This is a genomic window from Bacteroides sp. OF03-11BH, assembly GCF_003604005.1.
In the GTDB taxonomy this organism is placed as follows: Bacteria; Bacteroidota; Bacteroidia; order Bacteroidales; family Bacteroidaceae; genus Bacteroides; species Bacteroides ovatus.
On sequence record NZ_QTMW01000009.1, the window covers coordinates 1 to 18231 of the forward strand.

Genomic DNA, 18231 nt, shown 5'->3' on the forward strand with positions numbered 1-18231 from the left:
ACTTCTTGCTAAAGAAGTATTTATTAAGCGACCATTCTGGGCGCACTCGCGTATATCTGCGTCGTTTTTATGCTCTTGTGTCCCAGCATGGAACTGACCGTTTCGATGGGTACGCCGTTGGAGAGGAACACCGTCGTGGCTGCCGTGTGTCGGCTCTGATGCCACGTGATGTGCTTGGTGATGCCGCAACGCTTGGCGACGGAACGGATTCCGGCAAGGCACGTGTTGTAGTGGGGAACGGGGAAAATCCTGCCGTTCCCGCACAGACCCCGGTATTTGTCGATGATGCGCTTTGCGATGTCGAGCAGGCGGATATTGGACACCACGCCCGTCTTCTGGCGGTTGATGTTTATCCACTCGTGTTCGTCGAAGTAGGTATGGATGTTCTCTTCCGTCAGGTTGCGCATGTCGGCGAACGACAGGCCCGTGAAGGCGCAGAACAGGTAGAGGTCGCGGTAAAGCTCCTGCTTGGCGTTTTTCAGCCTGCCCTCCATCAGCAGCCGGATTTCCTCTTTCGTCAGGAAACTGCGTGTCGTTTCCTCCTTCTTGATTTCATACTCCCGGAATGGGTCGCGTGTGAGCCACTCGTTGTTGATGGCGATGAACACCATCGTCCGCAAGGGGCAGACATACAGCCACACGGTGTTGGTGCAGCAGTGCTTGTCCGTGCGCAGGAACATCTCGAAGTCGGAGATGAAGGCGGGCGTAAGCTCTTTCAGCGCGATGTCCTTCACGCGGTAGCGGATGGTGAGGAACTCTTGCAGGTGCTTGTAAACGGTCCTGTACTTCAGGAGCGTGCCTTTGGCTTTCATGCCAGCATCCACCTGTTTCTCGTAGTCTTCGTTGTGCTGCCGGAACACCTGCATCAGCGTGTGATAGCGATGTTCCAGTCCGAGAAAGGCGTTCTTGACCTTCTCCGCCGTGACGAAGTTGTCACGCTCCATGATTTCCTGATAGTGTTTGTTGATGCGCACACGCATCTTGTCGAGCATGCGGTTCGTTTCGAGTGCCGCCGAGCTTCTGCCCGTGACACGTCCCCCTTTGGTGTCCCACAGCTTGGGATCGACGGTCAGTTTGCAGCTGAACTGCGTTTGGCTGCCGTCCACCGTAATGCGTCCCATGACGGGTACTGTCCCGTCCTTTTTCACTACCTGACGTTTGAGGTAGTAGATTACTGAAAATGTACTCTTCATCGTCCTTATTTTTTTAGGTTCAAAATTAGTTGGTGAAGAGTCCGTCGCCGGTACGCAAAACGGGGAGGAACGGCGCAATCTTTTTCCGTAACCGGATTTGTTGCGTGAGTTGTCAGTAACTCACTAATCCTTAACGCCTTGTTTCGTTATCCGTGTCCGTTTGTCGCCATTCCGTGCATGGTTACGGACAAGTAACGTAGCGGCGTCCTGATTTGGCTTCAGCGGTGATTGCGATGGCTTCACGAATAATCGGAAGCACGACTGAAACCCTTGTAACTCAATTCTATCACTATATCTTTCCGCATTTCTCTTTTTTGTAGTAACTTTGTTGCGCAAAGCAATCCTATTAATCCCATTGGCATTAATATTGCCACATTTTATGGGAGTAGCCGGTGTATATGCGGCTGAAGCTATATCCGATGCAACAGCGGCAATTTGTTGCACTTTGTTGTTCTTCTGGCAGTTCCCTAAAATTTTGGGAAAAATCCAGGGGAGCACTCTGCAGGTGAACTGATTTTCCTGTTATTAAACCATAAATGAAACTGATTGCGTAACTGATTACATATTTCTGTGGAAAATATTTGTTCATATTATAAAAAGCTAATATATTTGGGTAATCAATTACGTATTTAATAACGCAACTAATAAAAACATGGACTTTTTTAATCAGACAGGCAAATTAGCCATCGGTAGCAGATTACGCATGTTGACCGATAAAATAACAGTAGATGCGGCCGCCATCTATAAAATGTTTGGAATAGACCTCAAACCGAAATGGTTTCCAGTATTTTTTGTATTATCACGTGGGGAGGCAAAAACCATTACGTCCATAGCCAAAGAGATTGGTCATTCTCATCCTTCCGTGAGTAATATTATTAAAGAAATGGTAGCTAAAGGATTAGTGAAGGAGACAAAGGATAAATCTGACGGGAGAAGAAACATGGTCATGTTATCTGCCAAAGGAAAAAGAATGTCCGACTCTTTTTCAGAACAGTGCATAGATGTTACGACAGCTATTGAGCAAATCACGCAGCAAACCCGGAATGATCTTTGGAAAGCTATCGAAGAATGGGAGAATCTTTTGTTGGATAAATCTCTGTTGGAGCGGGTGAGGGAAGCGAAAAAGGAACGAGAGAGTAAGGACATCAAAATAGTTCCTTATGAACCTTGCTATCAATCTGCCTTCCGGATCCTTAACGAAGAGTGGATAACTGCTTACTTTCGGATGGAAGAGGCCGATTACAAGGCTTTAGACCATCCACAGGAATATATTCTGGATAAGGGAGGAGCTATTTTAGTGGCTCTTTATAAAGATGAACCTGTCGGTGTATGTGCTTTGTGCAAGATGGATCATCCGCTTTATGATTATGAGTTGGCTAAGCTGGCTGTCAGCCCTAAGGTTCAGAGCAAAGGTATCGGAGTACTGCTTTGCGAAGCAGTTGTAAATAAAGCGAAGGAGTTTGGGGGCAAAAGGCTTTTTATAGAGAGCAATACGCGTCTGAAACCGGCTATCCATATTTATCATAAGTTAGGCTTCAAGGAACTTCCCGAATATCATACGACTTATGAAAGAGGAGATATACAGATGGAATTAATGATTGAAGAGTGAAAATGAAAAAGGTGGATGGTGAATTTATTAAGGGGCGCATTGCCCCTTCATTCCAGTTCCTGTGCATAAATGTTGATGGCGCGTAATGCCTTTGATATTTCAGTCGGGGTGATCCCCTGACATTCTATTCTCAACACTTTTTCCCAGTCCTCCATATCTACATTCCATTTGTAGATTTGGGGACATAGGGTGAAAAGCGCTGCGATATGTTTGATATCCCGTACATTCTTTACCGAGGTGCGAAAAATTAGTATTTGCTCTTCCATAGTTACTATCAATTACTTTTGTTTTCAGTGCAAAGGTAGGTTTAAACAAGGTTCTGTATAGGATTATTCGACGAATGCCCTGATTACTCATGACGAAATAAGTAATCGGGGAGATTAACTTCATATACTTATCCTTTGAAAAGTCAGTCATCTGTACCTGTTAATATATAAAAAAGTGTATCTGTTCTCGTCTTTCTTTTTTGATTTACTTTGCAGTGTTGTTTTAATCTCCTAATATACTTAAAGGTTATGAAGTTGAATTTTGCTAAAAGAATGTCTTATATAAAGGCTTCGGAAATAAGAGAGATATTAAAAGTCACCGAACAGGAAGATGTGATTTCGTTTGCAGGTGGTCTGCCTGCTCCAGAACTTTTTCCGATAGATGAAATCAATGAGATCAATCAGATCGTATTGAAAGAGGCAGGTACGAAAGCGCTCCAATATACTACAACAGAAGGTTATGCTCCTTTGCGCGAATGGATTGCCAACCGGATGAACGAACGTTTGGGCACGGCTTTCGATAAAGATAATATTCTGATTACCCACGGCTCACAACAGGGATTGGACTTATCCGGAAAAGTTTTTCTGGACCAGGGAGATATCGTACTTTGCGAAAGCCCAACATATTTGGCTGCAATCAGCGCGTTCAAAGCGTATGGATGTAGCTTTATTGAAATTCCCACGGATGAGGACGGTATGATGATGGATGTTTTGGAAGAAATTTTGAGCAATACTCCTCATATAAAGCTGATATATGCAATACCTACTTTTCAAAATCCTACAGGAAAAACGTGGAGTTTGGAAAGACGCAGGAAGCTGGCTGAATTATCCGCAAAGTATGGTGTTGCGGTTATTGAAGACAATCCGTACGGCGAGTTAAGGTTTGAAGGAGAGTCTTTGCCATCTATAAAGTCTTTTGATGAGGCTGGAAATATCCTGTGTACAGGTAGTTTCTCGAAAATATTCTGTCCCGGTTTCCGGATTGGCTGGATTGCGGGGGATAAAGAGATTATCCGCAAATACGTATTGGTCAAGCAAGGTACGGATTTACAATGCAACACTATTGCCCAAATGACCATCGCCGAATACCTGAAGCGCTATGATATTGATAAACATATTGCCAAAATAGTAGAAGTATACAGAAAACGCAGAAATGTGGCGATTGAAAGTATAGAACGTTATTTTCCTGATACTATAAAGTTTACTCGTCCCGAAGGCGGATTATTTACATGGATAGAACTTCCCGAAGGGATTTCGGCACGTGATGTTTTAGTCAGAAGCCTGGAGAAAAAGATTGCTTTTGTTCCGGGAGGCTCCTTTTATCCGAACGGAAACAAGGAAAATACGCTTCGGATCAACTACTCTAATATGCCCGAAGACAAAATAGAGAAAGGACTTAAAACCCTCGGCGAAGTGGTAAAGGAGTATATCAGTCAATCAAAATGATTCTTTGATAATGTTTCCCAAAACCTGCAAGCGTTCTTCAATGAAAGCACTCCATTGCTGACCGAAACTCAAGCGCATACAGTTTCTGTACTGGTCGTGCAGAGTAAACATGCGTCCGGGAGCAATGCTGATCTTATGTTGCATCGCTTTGTAATATAGCTCCGTGGTATCAATCTTTTTATTCAGTTCCACCCAAAGCATAAAACCTCCTTGTGGAGTGATGATTTTAGTGTCTTCGGGAAAATAGTCGGTAATAGCTTGTGCCAAATGAAGACTATTGGAATGTAGCTCATGGCGCAACTTGCGTAAATGATTCTCATACCTGCCGTTCTCCATGAAGTTGGCAATGGCTTCTTGGTTGAGGGTAGGAGTGGATATTAAATGAATATGTTTCTGACGAATAATAGCATCCTTAAACTTACCGGGGGCAATCCAGCCTACCCGATAACCGGGAGCTAACGTCTTTGATACAGAACCACACCATAACACAAGTCCCTTTTCATCGAAAGCTTTGCATGGCTTAGGGCGTGAATGTCCGAAGAATACATCGCCGTATAAATCATCTTCAATCAGAGGAATATTGTGTTCCGCCAACATCTGTACTATCTCTTTCTTATGTTCATCGGGCATGCAACTCCCAAGCGGATTACTGAAATTACTGATAAGCAGGCATAGATTGATCTGCGGCAATACTTTTCTTAAAGCATCGGGTTCGATGCCTGTTACAGGATTGGTCGGCAGTTCCAGCACATGAAGCTCCATACTGTTGGCCAACTGTAATATCCCGAAATAAACAGGACTTTCAACAGCTATCGTGTCTCCTCTTTGAGCAATAACAGATAATGCCAAAGAGATGGAATTGGTTACTCCTGTGGTAGTAACAATATCATCTTCGGTCAGATTTCCATTCCAGCTATACGCAAAACGGGCAATATAGTTTCTCAAACGAATGTTTCCTTGAGGGTCTTCATACCTGGTGCCGTTCCCCGGAAGTGAATACATGGCCTTGGTCAGTTCTTTATTGAGTTTGGCAATAGGCAATAAAACATCTTCCGGTATTCCCAGCGAAAAACGGGTGATAGACGAATCTTCGATGGAATGATATACTTCCATGATTAAGTCTGCTTCTTCCTTTCCCGGAGATTGAGCGGAAGGCTGCGTTGTTGCCGGCGCAGACAAATTTAGTGGCTTATAATTGACAATGTACCCTGATTTGGGGCGGGAAATGATGAATCCTTCCTTTTCCAGTTCATAATATACCTGAATGGCTGTATATTTAAACTTACGCCATATTCATTGCTGATAGTACGTAAAGAAGGTAATTTCTCGCCTGCTTTCCATATACCTGTTTTTATTTGCCAGGCGATAGTGCCGGCTATCTTTTGATATAGGATTTCTCTTTTCATGTTTATTCTGTACTTGGCAAAGATACAAAAATGATGTCTGTATCTGTTGTTGTTTGATTGCAAATAATTCATTCAGTCATTTTTTATAATTGCTTGCTATTCAGTTATAAATTTATTCCATATCATTATATTTTAGACATGACAAGATTATCATTGAAATATATTTCAACATATACATTCCTACGATAGAAGCGTCAAAAATAAAAGAGACGAACAATTTTCTTAATTTAAGTTTAGGACTTCAACAGTCGATTCGTTTCTCGGTGAGAAACACTTCGTTTCTCGGTGTCGAAAAGGTTGTTTCTCGGTGAGAAACGGGTTATTGGTTTTAAAGGAAAAGCCCGAATAGTAACCGCCTGGATAACAGTGTTTTACAAAATAACGTTATCTATCAGAAATACATAGGAGTTTTATTGACATTTTTTTTGCAATACCGTTTATTTCTATTGCATCTATTACTGTAATAATATTTACATTAGAACTAAAATATGGCATTTATAAAAGAATCTGTTTCATTCCTTTCCGTACCGTTTTGAATCAAATAACAATAATTGGAGCTTGGGAAGAATCTACATGATGAAGTAGATGAAATCAACATTTATAATAGTGGCATTTCTATTCTCGTCACCTGTTCTTCTTCGGGTACGTTGGGATTGCTGTAATAATATTCAATGGATGTTCTCGAAGGTTTGTAACCGTTGGTTTTTATCCATTCCATCATCTCGTTGTACAGGACAGCCAGTTCGCTGTAAGTTCCTCTATGCAGACAGGAAACTATTTTTCTTTCCGGTATCGTTATGGAGCGTATATCCCCTTCACCCTGTAATTCTTTGGATGACTTTAGACCAATAATCATTTTGATATTGTGTTCCGTCAGACTTTCAAAGTTGGGATATTCAACGTAGGGGATGTCGGTAGTGACTTCACCCTGTTCCTTAAATAAAGAGTCTATTTTTACAAAGTTCTTCCCGATAGCTTCCGACATTCCGTTCATATCTGTTTGTACTTCAACAGCCAAAGCGGGCTGTTTCGGTTGCTTCAATAGCATGATTTCTGAAATTTTTCCCATAATACATTGTTTTTAGAGGGTTGATAATTAATTATTTCTTGATGACCGGAATATAGATGTCGGTAATTAGTTCTGTTCTAAGGGTGGAGGCAGGGCGGTTCATATACATTTCAAAGCTAAAGGTGCTTTGAGGACGATATTTACTTTCCGGGAACCACTCTTCATAAATAGTCCGGTAGAATTTATGCAATAAAGAGTAGTCGCCGATATGCCTGAATATAGCGTAACGACCACCGGGAACTTCCATTACTCCCGGCTGGGAATCATTTTCTTTGTTATCGATTATGACCCCGAGATAGAAGCGACATTTATCTATTGGGGTGATGGCCGGGTCGTCCATACTAAGGCTGACAAACTTATCATTCGACTTTTCTTCATTGCGCTGTCTAGCATAGTTGGTGAGCCTGTCCCATATTAATTTGTATCGGAGTTCATCCTTATACTTTTCACCCACCTCGATACAAAATACTTTCATCGGCAGAATCGACCGGATTTCAGGAGTGATAACCGCATGCTGTTCGTCATACATCGGCTTATACTTCTCCCTATATTGAGAGGTTGACACTCCAAAATGTTTTTTGAAGGCTTTTGCCAGACTGAATTTAGTCTGATAGTTTGTTTGCTCCGAAATCTGATTTAATGTAAAGTCGGTGGATACTAACAGATGTGCTATATGTTCGAGGCGCAAACGTTGTATGTAGCTTCCAATATTTTCTCCGGCAACGGTTTGAAACACTCTTCTGAAGTGATATTTGGAAAGTCCGCTTATCGTACTAAGTATATCTGCATCTAAACTATCGAATAAATGATTGTTGATGTAAACGACTATATCCTGAATCTTTTGGTGATGGATATTACTGGTTTCCAACTTCTGTTTCCATCGGTTCAGTTTGGGGAGCCGTTCGTTGAGTATTCGTCTAAGTTCCTTCGGCGAATAAGCGGTATCTGCATATTCATTGTACTTATCGGTGTATTTTATCCAGATATTAATCATTTCCGACATCGGAATGTCGACGATATATTTTCCATCTTTCAGGCAGTAGTAGCAATATTCATCACTTCGGGAACCGTCGGAGTTAGTACCCAGATATTTCTCTATATCAAAGCGGAGAGGCATCCCGCAACTTTGACAATACCTTTTATTTATATCTGATTCAATCATCGGTTGGGTTTTCGTTTGATGGATAGCAGTCGCTCCATATCATTAAATAAATAAGTGTCTTTCAATTCGAACATAAGCCACTTCCCATCGTGGAAAGTCGTCGTCTCATCGTATATCTTTTGAGTCTCATTGGAGAATACTTCTCGCAGAGATTCAAATTTGGCACGCTCATCTTTACCTAAAATGACCATGAAGCCAATCGTTTGTTCTTTGGCGTATAGGGCACACAGCGTTTTTCCGCCTTTGCGATATTTATATTCGTATATCCATTTTTTCCCTCCATGGTTCCATAGTTGTTCCATATTGTACTTTTGCTCGATAAGCTGGCAAAGTGAAGTCCATATATCATAAAGTTCCTTACCTATCAAGGCTTCCAGTGTTTCGGGAGTGGGAATCTGCAAAGTTTCTTTCATGGTATTCTGTATTTACTTTTGATTATCCATATCACAAAGGTAGGCTGATTTTCTAATAGATCGTTGTCCAATATAGGCATTTTGTGTGTAGCTGGTGAACAATCTGCCCGGAAATTAATTTATTTTGTAAAAGCGAAATATTGGCAGTATAACCTTTATCTTTGCATTAATTTAAAAACAAAGCCCCAATTAAAGAAAATGAAAACAATATTATTAGCAGTAGGTACGCTCTGCCTCATGGCAGGTTGCTCGTCAAAAGTGGCAAGCTCAAAAGGAATCGTTAGTGATGCAACCATGAATACGGTAACGATTGTTACTGATAAGAATGATACCCTTTCGTTCAGTACGATAGATGCAAATAAAGATGAAGTCAACGGTTTGCTTCTGAATGATACGCTGGAAGTGTTCTATACCGGAAAATATACACCGGGAATGCCGGCTTCTAAATTAGTTCAGTATCCGCAATCTCCGATTGTGGGAGGTGATCGGGATGAACATGGCTGTATCGGTTCTGCCGGATATGTATGGTGTGAAGTGCAAAAAGACTGTATCCGCTTGTTTGAGAAAGGAATCCGCACGGAATCGGTGGACGATAGCAATGCTTCTGCCTTTATTGTGTTTAGTCCTGACTCTACGCAACTGGAACTTTTCTTTTCCAATAATCAGCCCAATGAAATATTGGAGAGACGTGGCCTGCCTTCAGGAGGTTATGCATGGAACGTGGAAGATGACGATACGAAAAATGTACGGCTAATAGATGGTTTGTGGACAATCAGCCAAAGAAATAAGTTAATTTATAGCCAAAAGGCCGGAAACTGATTTTAAAAGCTCCGGCTTTCTGACGCTCTGTTTGTAGAGTAATGTTCTAGGTAATTAAATTAATAAGTGGATATCAAAGATGCTGAATATATAAACTTCCATCATAATCTTTGTATTTAGCATCTTTGTATATATCAACCAGTTTGTTACTGTAATCAAGAATGGTATCTTTGGAGATTTGTGATAAATTTGTAGCCAAAATACCACTTCCCAAAATGCCCGGATTACATAATATACTGTCTTTTCTTATTGAATTCATAGTAAGCTCTACACCTATGTAATCCTTGATACCTGCCTTTTCCAGACTGGATACAATATAGTTGTCCAAAGATTCTTTATCATCTTCGGTCATGAATCCATACCATAATAAACACTTCATTCCTAATTGAGTAGCCTGTATCAGGATATCGAGATAGGTTACTCCTGAATCTCCTTTCTTGTCTATTTCGTAAGGATCGATATGAATGAAAGAGGATGAAGGAAGTGAAGGCAATAGCTCTATGGTACCTCTCGAAGAGTCGGCATGATGCATCTCTACAGATGCACTTAATCCGACTTGTTTGGCATAGGTACCCACATTTTCCAACGCACTCTTTTCTAAATCAAAGAATACAAACCTTTTTGCTTGCTTCTCTAATACATTCATTGCCAGGGCAGGAGAACCCAGATAATTTCCTTTTGTCATTTCCGGGTTTTCCAGTTGGTAATAAATGGAATCTTTTAGAGATTTGTCATCATCTGCTTTCTCCAGGAAATGATAGATACCATATTGCTGCTCCGGAGTTTGCGTCATGGAGTAGATGGCACATGCGGAATTGGTTTCTACATATACTTGTGGGGCTTCATTTCTAAGAACTTCACAGAGTATCAGATGTTTCAGTACATCGGGTTGTTTTGCGAAATGAGTGTAAGTTGCCATGTGGGTACATCTTAATATTTATAGAATATAAAAGAACTGCAACCGCTATCCTTTTTAGGCATTCATTAATTCATGGATTTCATGAATATGCAGGTGCAAATGACTTAGATAACCTTCTATCATGTCTTGTAGCGTAACCTTTGTTCCTTCAAAATCACACCAGTAGCTATCCAGTTTTGTCTGGTCTACAGATTTTATAACCTGAATGATATGCAGGTTAAAAAACTTCCATAGTTGAATCAGGTTGTTCCAATCTTCATTTTGGTAATCTTGTAATGCTATCCACAGATCATTATCCTGACGGTAATCGGGAAAGAAAAGCAAATCTTTACTGTATTGCAATCTGACCATGCGTTGGTGATTGTTTGATGCCGAATCAATCAAATGTCCGAGAATCTGTTTGATGGTACGATTTTGTTTATTACGTTTCAACGTGATCGTATCATTTTGTAGCCCGGTTAGTATTTTCTCTTCAGTTTCTATCACATGATAGATTCCTTCTGTTATTTTGGAAAAATCGACGTTTGACATACCATTCTTTTCCTTTAGGTGTTTATAGCAAAATTGCTAATGGTACAAATATAGATAAATGTGTCGATATTTATAAATTAAACGGAACTTTTCAATTCTAATTTTATCCCTCTTTCTTAAACCACCTGTAAAACCATTTGCCCACCTTCTCATAATGTCGGGTTTCGGTATCAGTATATAGCTTGGAGAAGAAAGACGTATCCAACGGCTCTCCCGACTGGTTAGGATACAGCACGATGAAGCTATTGTTGGAGAAATATTTCCCGAGCTGTCTCGGTAACTTCTCAAAAGAACTGTCATACGAAAGAGTTCCTGGTCGTGCACTGATAATAACCAATAAATGATCGTAACTTACCTGTCCTGTCAATACCAGCAGGTCATTCCAGTCTTCTAAGAGAGAGAAATCGGTAAGCGTCTGTTTATGCCTTTTCTTTATCCACGCTTGTAGGCGGATGGTAGTCTTTTCATTGGCAAAGAAGTGTACGCGGCATCCAAGAGTGCTCCCCATGCGACAGAAGTGTTCCATCCAATGCGGAAAGCCGGATTCATATTCGGCTTTAGGAGGGACGGCAACGACAATCCGTTTGATTGTATGGACCGGTATCAGAAATTTAGAGATAATTATTTCACAGTTTAATCCGTTCAATAAGTGTTCGGCAAGTATTCCAAAGTATGAATCTGTGATGTTTTTCTTGCGGTGCAGGCCGGTGATAATACTCGTAATCTCATTCTCCTTGACTGAATGGATAATACCGGAAGCTATATTCAAATCATACCGGGTGACCTTTTTGAGTGGTACATTTGCTTCCGTTGCTGTCATTTCGGCTTTTTCCAGATAATGTTTGCTTCGAATTCGTAGATTATCAGAGTTATTATCGTCGTTGATAACATTTAATGCCAGGAGATTGTCTTTCAATTTGGGGTCACGTATGACTAGAGAAAGATTTACCATGTCCTCGATAGTGTCCGGGTTGGCTATGGATATTAAAATCTTCTCTGTTTCTTTCGACGATTCATTTTCAGGTTGTGAATCATCCATCGCCATTTTTCTGGCTGCCCGTTCGGTAATCAGTGAACTCACTACGCAAGTAACCAGGATAAGCAAGACTGTTCCGTTCAGTACATCATCATTCAATAAACGTTCGCCGGTGGGCAGAATAATGTTGTATCCAACTAATACAGCCGCCAATGTGGCTGCCGCCTGTGCATTACTCAAACCATACATTAGATTTCGTTCAAGAACAGACATCTTATATATCTTTTGAGTGAGCCAGCAAGCAATCCATTTGCCTGTCAGCGCCATGGTTATCATCACGGCGGCAACTTTTAAGGCATCCCCCTCTCCGAAAATAACACGTAAGTTGATTAACATTCCCACTCCGATAAGGAAATAAGGAATAAAAAGTGCATTACCAACGAACTCTAAATGATCCATCAATGGAGAGACGTGGGGGATGAGCCGGTTAAGTACCAATCCTGCGAGGAAAGCTCCCAAGATACCTTCCATACCAACAAGCTCCATCAACCCTGCTCCTAAAAAGACCATCGCAAGCACGAAAATAAATTGCATCACGTTGTCATTGTACCGGTGAAAGAACCAACGACCGATGCGCGGAAAGAAATAAATAATTAGTGCCCCTAGAAAGATTACTTTTACCACCAGCCAAATCCAAAACAATCCTCCGGTTTCTCCTTTGAACAATCCGCCTATAACAGCCAGTACCAGCAGCGTGAGTGTATCCGTTACGGCCGTTCCTCCTACGGCAATACTTACGCTACGATGGCGTGATATGCCGAAGCGGGTGACGATGGGGTAGGCCACGAGCGTATGGGAGGCATACATGCTGGCTAATAATACAGAGGTGATTACACCATATTTCAGATAAGATACATTTGCCATGAATCCAATCCCGATAGGAACGATAAAAGCCAGTAATCCCAGTACCAATGCTTTGTTTCGCGTCTCTTTGAAATCTCCCATATTCATTTCCAGACCAGCCAGGAACATGATGTAATAGAGTCCGACTTTCCCGAATAACTGAAAGCTGCTGTCTCGTGCCAGGATATTAAATCCATGTTCGCCAATAGCCAGTCCTGCCAGAATCATACCGATAATATGAGGGATGCGCAGTTTATTCAATAATATCGGAGCAAACAATATAATCAAGAGTACAAGGAGAAATATCCATGTAGGGTCGGTGATAGGGAATGTTAAATCAAGGCCAATCCAATCCATAATTTGACGAGTTCGTGATATTTGTTCCGCAAAATAACCTAAAAAAATGCTTCTAAAAAAGCATTAGTTAATAAAATTAGTCATTTATTTTTTCTCCAGATTCATGATTGCCGGAATGAAGAATGCAAGTGTTCCTGGGACATACGTTTTTAAATATACGATGATTTTATCCGTGTGTGCGTTTTGGGGTGTATAGTGATTTTATCCGGCTCTACTTTTAGCAATAATAGTAGTGCCGGATATGTCTATTTTTCGAATCCTAAATCATGTTCTTGTATTCCTCTTGTTTTTTCTTGGGTAACTTCTTTATAACTTCTTCTACCGAGTGGCTAATCAACTCCTTTATGAGTTTATCGGGAACATCTCCTTCCAAGTAAACGGTTATCCAATGTTTCTTATCCGAAAAAGGTCCCCAAAAAATGTCTTCGTATTGTTCTATGAGCTCTTCTGATTTATCAGGATTACATTTCATATCCGCCCAGAATCTTCCGTTTTTAGGACGTAATGTAGCAAAAGTGAACATTTTATCCATAACCTTGAAAACCAAAGTATGTTCATCAAACGGCATACATTCTGTTGCTCCTTTGACTGACAGGCAATATTCTCTATAATCTTCGATATTCATGACTTCTCTCTTTTGATTCATTCAAAACACAAATATATTACTTTCTGTTTGCTTTTGAAAAACATGTTTCTATCTCAAAGTACCCGTTTCAATTTCGCCCTTATCCGGCTTAAACTTACCGGAGTTATTCCCAGATAAGAAGCAAGACACTCCAATGGTATTCTCTGTAATAGCTCCGGATTATTTTGTATCAGCTTCATATACCGTTCGGACGCGGTGGTGAATAAGAGAGAAATAAGTCTTTCCTCTGTTTGCAGGAACTCTGATTCGGCAAACTTGCGCCCCCAGTTGGCAATATGGATATCTTCCTTGAATAATTCGTGTAAGTCTTTGCGCTTTAATAGATACAACACCGAGTTTTCCATCAGTTCCATTGACTCATACCCCTGTTGATTATTTACATAGCTTTTCAATGAGACAATGGTTGACCCTTCTTTCCCAATCCAGAACGTTACCTCTTTTCCGTCTACGGGAATGTAAGCTCTGGCAATCCCTTTCTCGATGAAAAAGATATTCGTTTCAGTCTTGCCAGCCTCCAATATATGATAACCTTTGGGATATGTGACTTTTGACAGATGTTTGACCACCTTATCTGCTGAAGCCTCCGGCATCCGATATATCCTGTTTATAATCTCGTGTATATCCATATCGCATTGAATCATTATTCTGCAAAAATACAAAAAGTTATATTAGGAAAAGAAGAATTGATGATACTCTTACACCGTCGTTTCTTATCAAATGTAAAGTGAAAGCTCCGGGCATCTTGTTAATTTTGCAGTCTAATATTAAAATAGAATGATATGAATTGGATTATATTGATTATTGCCGGACTGTTTGAGGTTAGTTTTACCTTTTGTCTAGGCAAGATTAAGGGAGCGACAGGCACCGATTTTTATTTGTGGGGAGCGGGATTTGTAATCTCTGTAATCTTAAGCATGTTCCTACTGGCAAAGGCTGCGCAAACATTGCCTATCGGCACTGCATATCCTGTTTGGACGGGGATAGGAGCGGTGGGAACCGTCTTGATCGGTATCCTGTTCTTTCATGAACCGGCAACTTTGGGTCGTTTGTTTTTTATGACGACTCTGATTATTTCAATCGTAGGGTTGAAACTGATATAATCAGACGAATAGGATTTAGTTTTAATAGATGGAAAAGTGTAATAAGGACTTTTTCAGTGTAAGTCATATATTGTTGAAAAGATTCCATCCGGTATAATATTGAGGAAGTTTGGAATTGACGAGGTCGATTATGTAATATATGCTTTCGTAATTCTGCGATTATTAGGCATTTATAAGAAGTCGTTTTGATGGGAAAAAGTTTGGTTTCTAAAATAAATGTATATATTTGCAGAATGTGGGACGCATCTCGTCCGGATTCGAAACTAAACTAAAATTCTATTTACTGTTATCTATTAAACATGAAATCCACTGATTCTGAACCTCAAGAGGGCGGTATGGAACTGGAACAGTACCGTACCAGCCTCGAACAGATGGTTGAAGAGAAATCTAAAGACTTGATCGCTATTCAGGAGAATCTCGAAGCAACCAACCGACGGCAGGCATTATTTATCAAGGTACTGCAAATTTTGCAATTGGAACCGGATATACCTACTGCTATGAATATGGCACTGGCCGAAATTGGCCGTTATACTGGTGTCGACCGTTTGGCGACATGGGAAAACCACCTCGACGGAGTTACGTATGGCTGCACCAACGAATGGTGCAACGACGGTATAGAACCCGCTATCGATTACTTGCGGAGTATGACCATTGAAGCGGGAAAACCCTGGTTCGACATGCTGGAAGAAAACCATATCATTTGTACGTCCGATATTTATTCGCTTGATCCCTTTATTACTCAAATGCTCGAAGTGCAAGGCGTAAAAGCCATTGCTGTTTTTCCCCTGTCACAATTGGGAGTACATTTCGGCTTTCTTTCGTTCAACTTTTGCTGGAACAAACAATGGGATGAAAAAGATGTGGAACTGATGAGCCAGATATCGCAAATTGTATCTACTGCTACTAAACGCTGGCAAGTTGAAACATCGCTGCAACAGTCGCAGCGAACCATGCAAAAGGTATTGGACAATATCAATGCCAATATTTTTGTGAGTGATTACGATACGTTGAAAGTGATTTTTGCCAATAAGCCTTTCAGGGAAGAAGCAGGAGAAGTTCCGGAAAATGCGGAATGTTGGAGAATGTTGAATGCAGGTCTGGAAAATGGGTGTAAACACTGCCCGAAGCCGAAGTTGCTCGATGCCAACCGTAAGTTTACAGGCGTTCATTTTTGGGAAGACTACAATCCGGTCACCAAACGTTGGTATACCATCCAGAGCATGGCAATAAAATGGCTCGACGGACGTTGGGCAATCATGGAACTGGCTACCGATATCACCACCCGCAAACAGGTGGAACTAGAGCTGATTCAAGCTAAAGAAAAAGCGGAAGAATCGGACAGGCTCAAATCAGCATTCCTTGCCAATATGAGCCATGAAATACGTACTCCTTTGAATGCCATCGTCGGTTTTTCCAGTCTGCTTGCCGAAACCGATGAGGCGGAGCTGCGTCATGTATATATGTCTTTAGTGCAGGAGAACAATGAGCTGTTGCTCAACCTTATTTCCGACATTCTGGACATCTCCAAAATCGAAGCCGGTATGATAGATCTTGTTATGGGACGGGTGGATGTACCACAACTTTGCCGGGAAGTGATTGCTACCTTCTCACACAAAAAACGTGACACTGCGGTCGAACTGCGGTTTGATGAAAATTCACCGCAGATTGTGATTGATGCTGATAAAAACCGAATCATGCAAGTACTCTCTAATTTTCTGACTAATGCCTTGAAGTTTACGACTAAAGGCTCAATCACACTTTCCTATTCATTGGAAGATGAGAGTCAGGTGCGTTTTTGTGTAACGGATACGGGCAAAGGGATTCCCGATGAACAAAAACATGAAATATTTAATCGTTTTGTAAAATTAGACTCATTTGTACAAGGTGCCGGATTGGGATTATCCATCTGTCAAAGCCTGGTCAATAGGATGGGCGGAAAGATTGGAGTCGAATCCCGTGAGGGGGAAGGGTCGTGCTTCTGGTTCACTCATCCGTATGTTCCCGGTGCTTAACCAAAAAAAAGAGATTGCATATTGAAGCAAACTACGTATATTGTTCCGCAAAGTACGGGACGAACAAAAAACAATAGTTTTCTTGAGAGAGGTGTCTGCAAACTAAAATAACCCATATTTTGTTGTCTTTATACAGTATTGAGTTTTTAGCAAATAAATATATAAATAATGATGAAGATGACAAAGAACTTATTGCTAGGGATTGCTGCCGTATGTGGCAGCACTTTTCAGGCTGTAGCTTGTACGGGAATCTCGCTGACATCCCGTGACGGCAGTTATGTGCAGGCCCGTACGATTGAATGGGCGCGCGGTGTGTTGCAAAGCGAGTATGTGATTATTCCACGTGGCCAACAGCTCACGTCATTCACTCCTACAGGTGTCAATGGACTAACGTTTACGGCAAAATATGGAGTGGTTGGTCTGGCTGTTGTACAAAAAGAATTTATTGCCGAAGGAATCAATGAGGCCGGACTTTCGGCCGGACTATTTTTCTTTCCTCATTATGGGGGATATAAAACGTATGATGCTGCACAGAACCAGCGGACACTGGCAGACCTTCAAGTGACGGAGTGGCTGTTGTCGCAGTTTTCCACTATCGACGAGGTGAAGGCAGCCCTTTCTTCTGTACGTGTTGTAGGATTGGAAAAGACAGCGGTAGTACATTGGCGTATCGGTGAACCGTCGGGGCGTCAGGTTGTGTTGGAAATTGTAGGTGGTGTGCCGCATTTTTATGAGAATGAAGTAGGAGTATTGACGAATGCCCCCGGTTTTGAATGGCAACTTACAAATTTGAACAATTACGTCAATCTTCATCCGGGTGACGCTTCCGTGCAAAAATTGAGCGGTATTACGTTGCAACCTACTGGTGGCAACTCCGGTTTTCTCGGCATTCCGGGTGATGCCACGCCTCCTTCGCGGTTTGTGCGTGCGGCCTTTTACCGGGGGACAGCTCCGCAACGTGCCACAGGCTTTGATACCGTGCAGCAATGTTTCCACTTGCTTAATAATTTTGATATTCCTATTGGTATAGAACATTCACAGGGTGATATTCCGGATATTCCCAGTGCTACGCAATGGACCTCAGCTATCGACCTCACGAACCGGAAGGTTTATTATAAAACAGCTTATAACAATTCGATACGTTGCATTGACTTAAAAGCTATTGATTTCTCAAAGGTAAAATATCAATCACAACCGTTGGATAAGATACAGGAGCAGCCGGTTGAAATGGTTAAGATTCCCCGGTAAAATATGGAACGGTATGGAGGTGCTCTTGTATAATAGTTGCTCGCATTAAGAATGCTCTCAAATAAATGTTGGTGACGTTTTACCCTCACACCCTCACCCTTTGTGCTCAATCCATTTATTCATCGGGGTTACAGGCGTGAGGGTAAAGGTGAGAGT

Annotated in this window: 16 protein-coding genes and 2 pseudogenes; 7 read left to right on the plus strand and 11 right to left on the minus strand. The window is 41.4% G+C overall.

Translation table 11 applies throughout. The features are described 5' to 3' along the window. Nucleotides 1-23 precede the first annotated feature (23 nt). Nucleotides 24-1193: a site-specific integrase gene (locus DXA54_RS08640; protein WP_117681394.1), complete on the minus strand. Its 1170-nt coding sequence runs from the start codon at nt 1191-1193 to the stop codon at nt 24-26. A gap of 322 nt (nt 1194-1515) precedes the next feature. Between DXA54_RS08640 and DXA54_RS08645 the strand changes: the two are divergent. Both DXA54_RS08645 and DXA54_RS08650 read left to right on the plus strand, forming a co-directional pair. Next, a pseudogene (locus tag DXA54_RS08645) lies at nt 1516-1707 on the plus strand (MATE family efflux transporter); the annotation flags it as partial. A gap of 138 nt (nt 1708-1845) precedes the next feature. Next, on the plus strand, nt 1846-2802 hold the full coding sequence (locus DXA54_RS08650) for a bifunctional helix-turn-helix transcriptional regulator/GNAT family N-acetyltransferase (RefSeq protein WP_120079247.1): 957 nt from the start codon (nt 1846-1848) through the stop codon (nt 2800-2802). 47 nt (nt 2803-2849) lie between these two features. Here DXA54_RS08650 and DXA54_RS08655 read toward each other — a convergent pair whose 3' ends face one another. Continuing rightward, nucleotides 2850-3068 (minus strand): hypothetical protein, encoded by a 219-nt coding sequence (locus DXA54_RS08655; RefSeq protein ID WP_008999031.1) that lies wholly within the window; start codon nt 3066-3068, stop codon nt 2850-2852. Nucleotides 3069-3317: 249 nt separating this feature from the next. Between DXA54_RS08655 and DXA54_RS08665 the strand changes: the two genes are divergently transcribed. Then, the gene (locus tag DXA54_RS08665) at nt 3318-4514 is read left to right on the plus strand and encodes a PLP-dependent aminotransferase family protein (RefSeq protein ID WP_004299142.1); all 1197 of its coding nucleotides are present in this window, start codon (nt 3318-3320) and stop codon (nt 4512-4514) included. Here the strand turns inward: DXA54_RS08665 and DXA54_RS08670 are convergent. The 4 genes and pseudogenes from DXA54_RS08670 to DXA54_RS08685 all read right to left on the minus strand — a co-directional run bounded on the left by DXA54_RS08670 (nt 4506) and on the right by DXA54_RS08685 (nt 8564). Next, a pseudogene (locus DXA54_RS08670) lies at nt 4506-5920 on the minus strand (PLP-dependent aminotransferase family protein). The gene DXA54_RS08665 and the pseudogene DXA54_RS08670 overlap by 9 nt on opposite strands. Nucleotides 5921-6518: 598 nt before the next feature. Further along, complete coding sequence (locus DXA54_RS08675; protein ID WP_008650002.1) at nt 6519-6989, minus strand: GyrI-like domain-containing protein; 471 nt, start codon at nt 6987-6989, stop codon at nt 6519-6521. Nucleotides 6990-7020: 31 nt separating this feature from the next. Beyond that, complete coding sequence (locus DXA54_RS08680) at nt 7021-8151, minus strand: GyrI-like domain-containing protein (protein ID WP_120079249.1); 1131 nt, start codon at nt 8149-8151, stop codon at nt 7021-7023. Then, complete coding sequence (locus DXA54_RS08685) at nt 8148-8564, minus strand: DUF3788 domain-containing protein (protein WP_004306427.1); 417 nt, start codon at nt 8562-8564, stop codon at nt 8148-8150. Before DXA54_RS08685 ends, DXA54_RS08680 begins: the two co-directional genes overlap by 4 nt. Nucleotides 8565-8762: 198 nt before the next feature. Here DXA54_RS08685 and DXA54_RS08690 point away from each other — a divergent pair, with 198 nt between their 5' ends. Continuing rightward, entirely contained in the window at nt 8763-9383 is a 621-nt protein-coding gene (locus DXA54_RS08690; protein WP_004306429.1) for a hypothetical protein, read from the plus strand. 73 nt (nt 9384-9456) lie between these two features. On the opposite strand, the gene DXA54_RS08695 is transcribed toward DXA54_RS08690, so the two are convergent. From DXA54_RS08695 to DXA54_RS08715, 5 genes are all read right to left on the minus strand, one after another. After that, nucleotides 9457-10302, minus strand: a complete 846-nt coding sequence (locus DXA54_RS08695) for a 23S rRNA (adenine(2030)-N(6))-methyltransferase RlmJ (protein ID WP_004299151.1) — start codon at nt 10300-10302, stop codon at nt 9457-9459. A gap of 54 nt (nt 10303-10356) precedes the next feature. Beyond that, nucleotides 10357-10833 (minus strand): DinB family protein, encoded by a 477-nt coding sequence (locus DXA54_RS08700; RefSeq protein WP_004299152.1) that lies wholly within the window; start codon nt 10831-10833, stop codon nt 10357-10359. Between the two features lie 103 nt (nt 10834-10936). Continuing rightward, a complete protein-coding gene (locus tag DXA54_RS08705; RefSeq protein WP_004306431.1) occupies nt 10937-13069 on the minus strand; it encodes a cation:proton antiporter in 2133 nt (710 codons plus the stop codon). 259 nt (nt 13070-13328) lie between these two features. Then, nucleotides 13329-13694: an MmcQ/YjbR family DNA-binding protein gene (locus DXA54_RS08710; RefSeq protein WP_004306433.1), complete on the minus strand. Its 366-nt coding sequence runs from the start codon at nt 13692-13694 to the stop codon at nt 13329-13331. Nucleotides 13695-13768: 74 nt separating this feature from the next. Continuing rightward, nucleotides 13769-14341, minus strand: a complete 573-nt coding sequence (locus tag DXA54_RS08715) for a Crp/Fnr family transcriptional regulator (RefSeq protein ID WP_032852847.1) — start codon at nt 14339-14341, stop codon at nt 13769-13771. 153 nt (nt 14342-14494) lie between these two features. Here DXA54_RS08715 and DXA54_RS08720 point away from each other — a divergent pair, with 153 nt between their 5' ends. The 3 genes from DXA54_RS08720 (at nt 14495) to DXA54_RS08730 (ending at nt 18075) form a co-directional block, all read left to right on the plus strand. Then, nucleotides 14495-14815, plus strand: a complete 321-nt coding sequence (locus DXA54_RS08720) for a DMT family transporter (protein ID WP_004309079.1) — start codon at nt 14495-14497, stop codon at nt 14813-14815. Between the two features lie 299 nt (nt 14816-15114). Next, nucleotides 15115-16827 (plus strand): GAF domain-containing sensor histidine kinase, encoded by a 1713-nt coding sequence (locus DXA54_RS08725; RefSeq protein WP_008650006.1) that lies wholly within the window; start codon nt 15115-15117, stop codon nt 16825-16827. 168 nt (nt 16828-16995) lie between these two features. Continuing rightward, nucleotides 16996-18075, plus strand: a complete 1080-nt coding sequence (locus tag DXA54_RS08730; protein ID WP_004299162.1) for a linear amide C-N hydrolase — start codon at nt 16996-16998, stop codon at nt 18073-18075. Nucleotides 18076-18231: the final 156 nt, after the last annotated feature.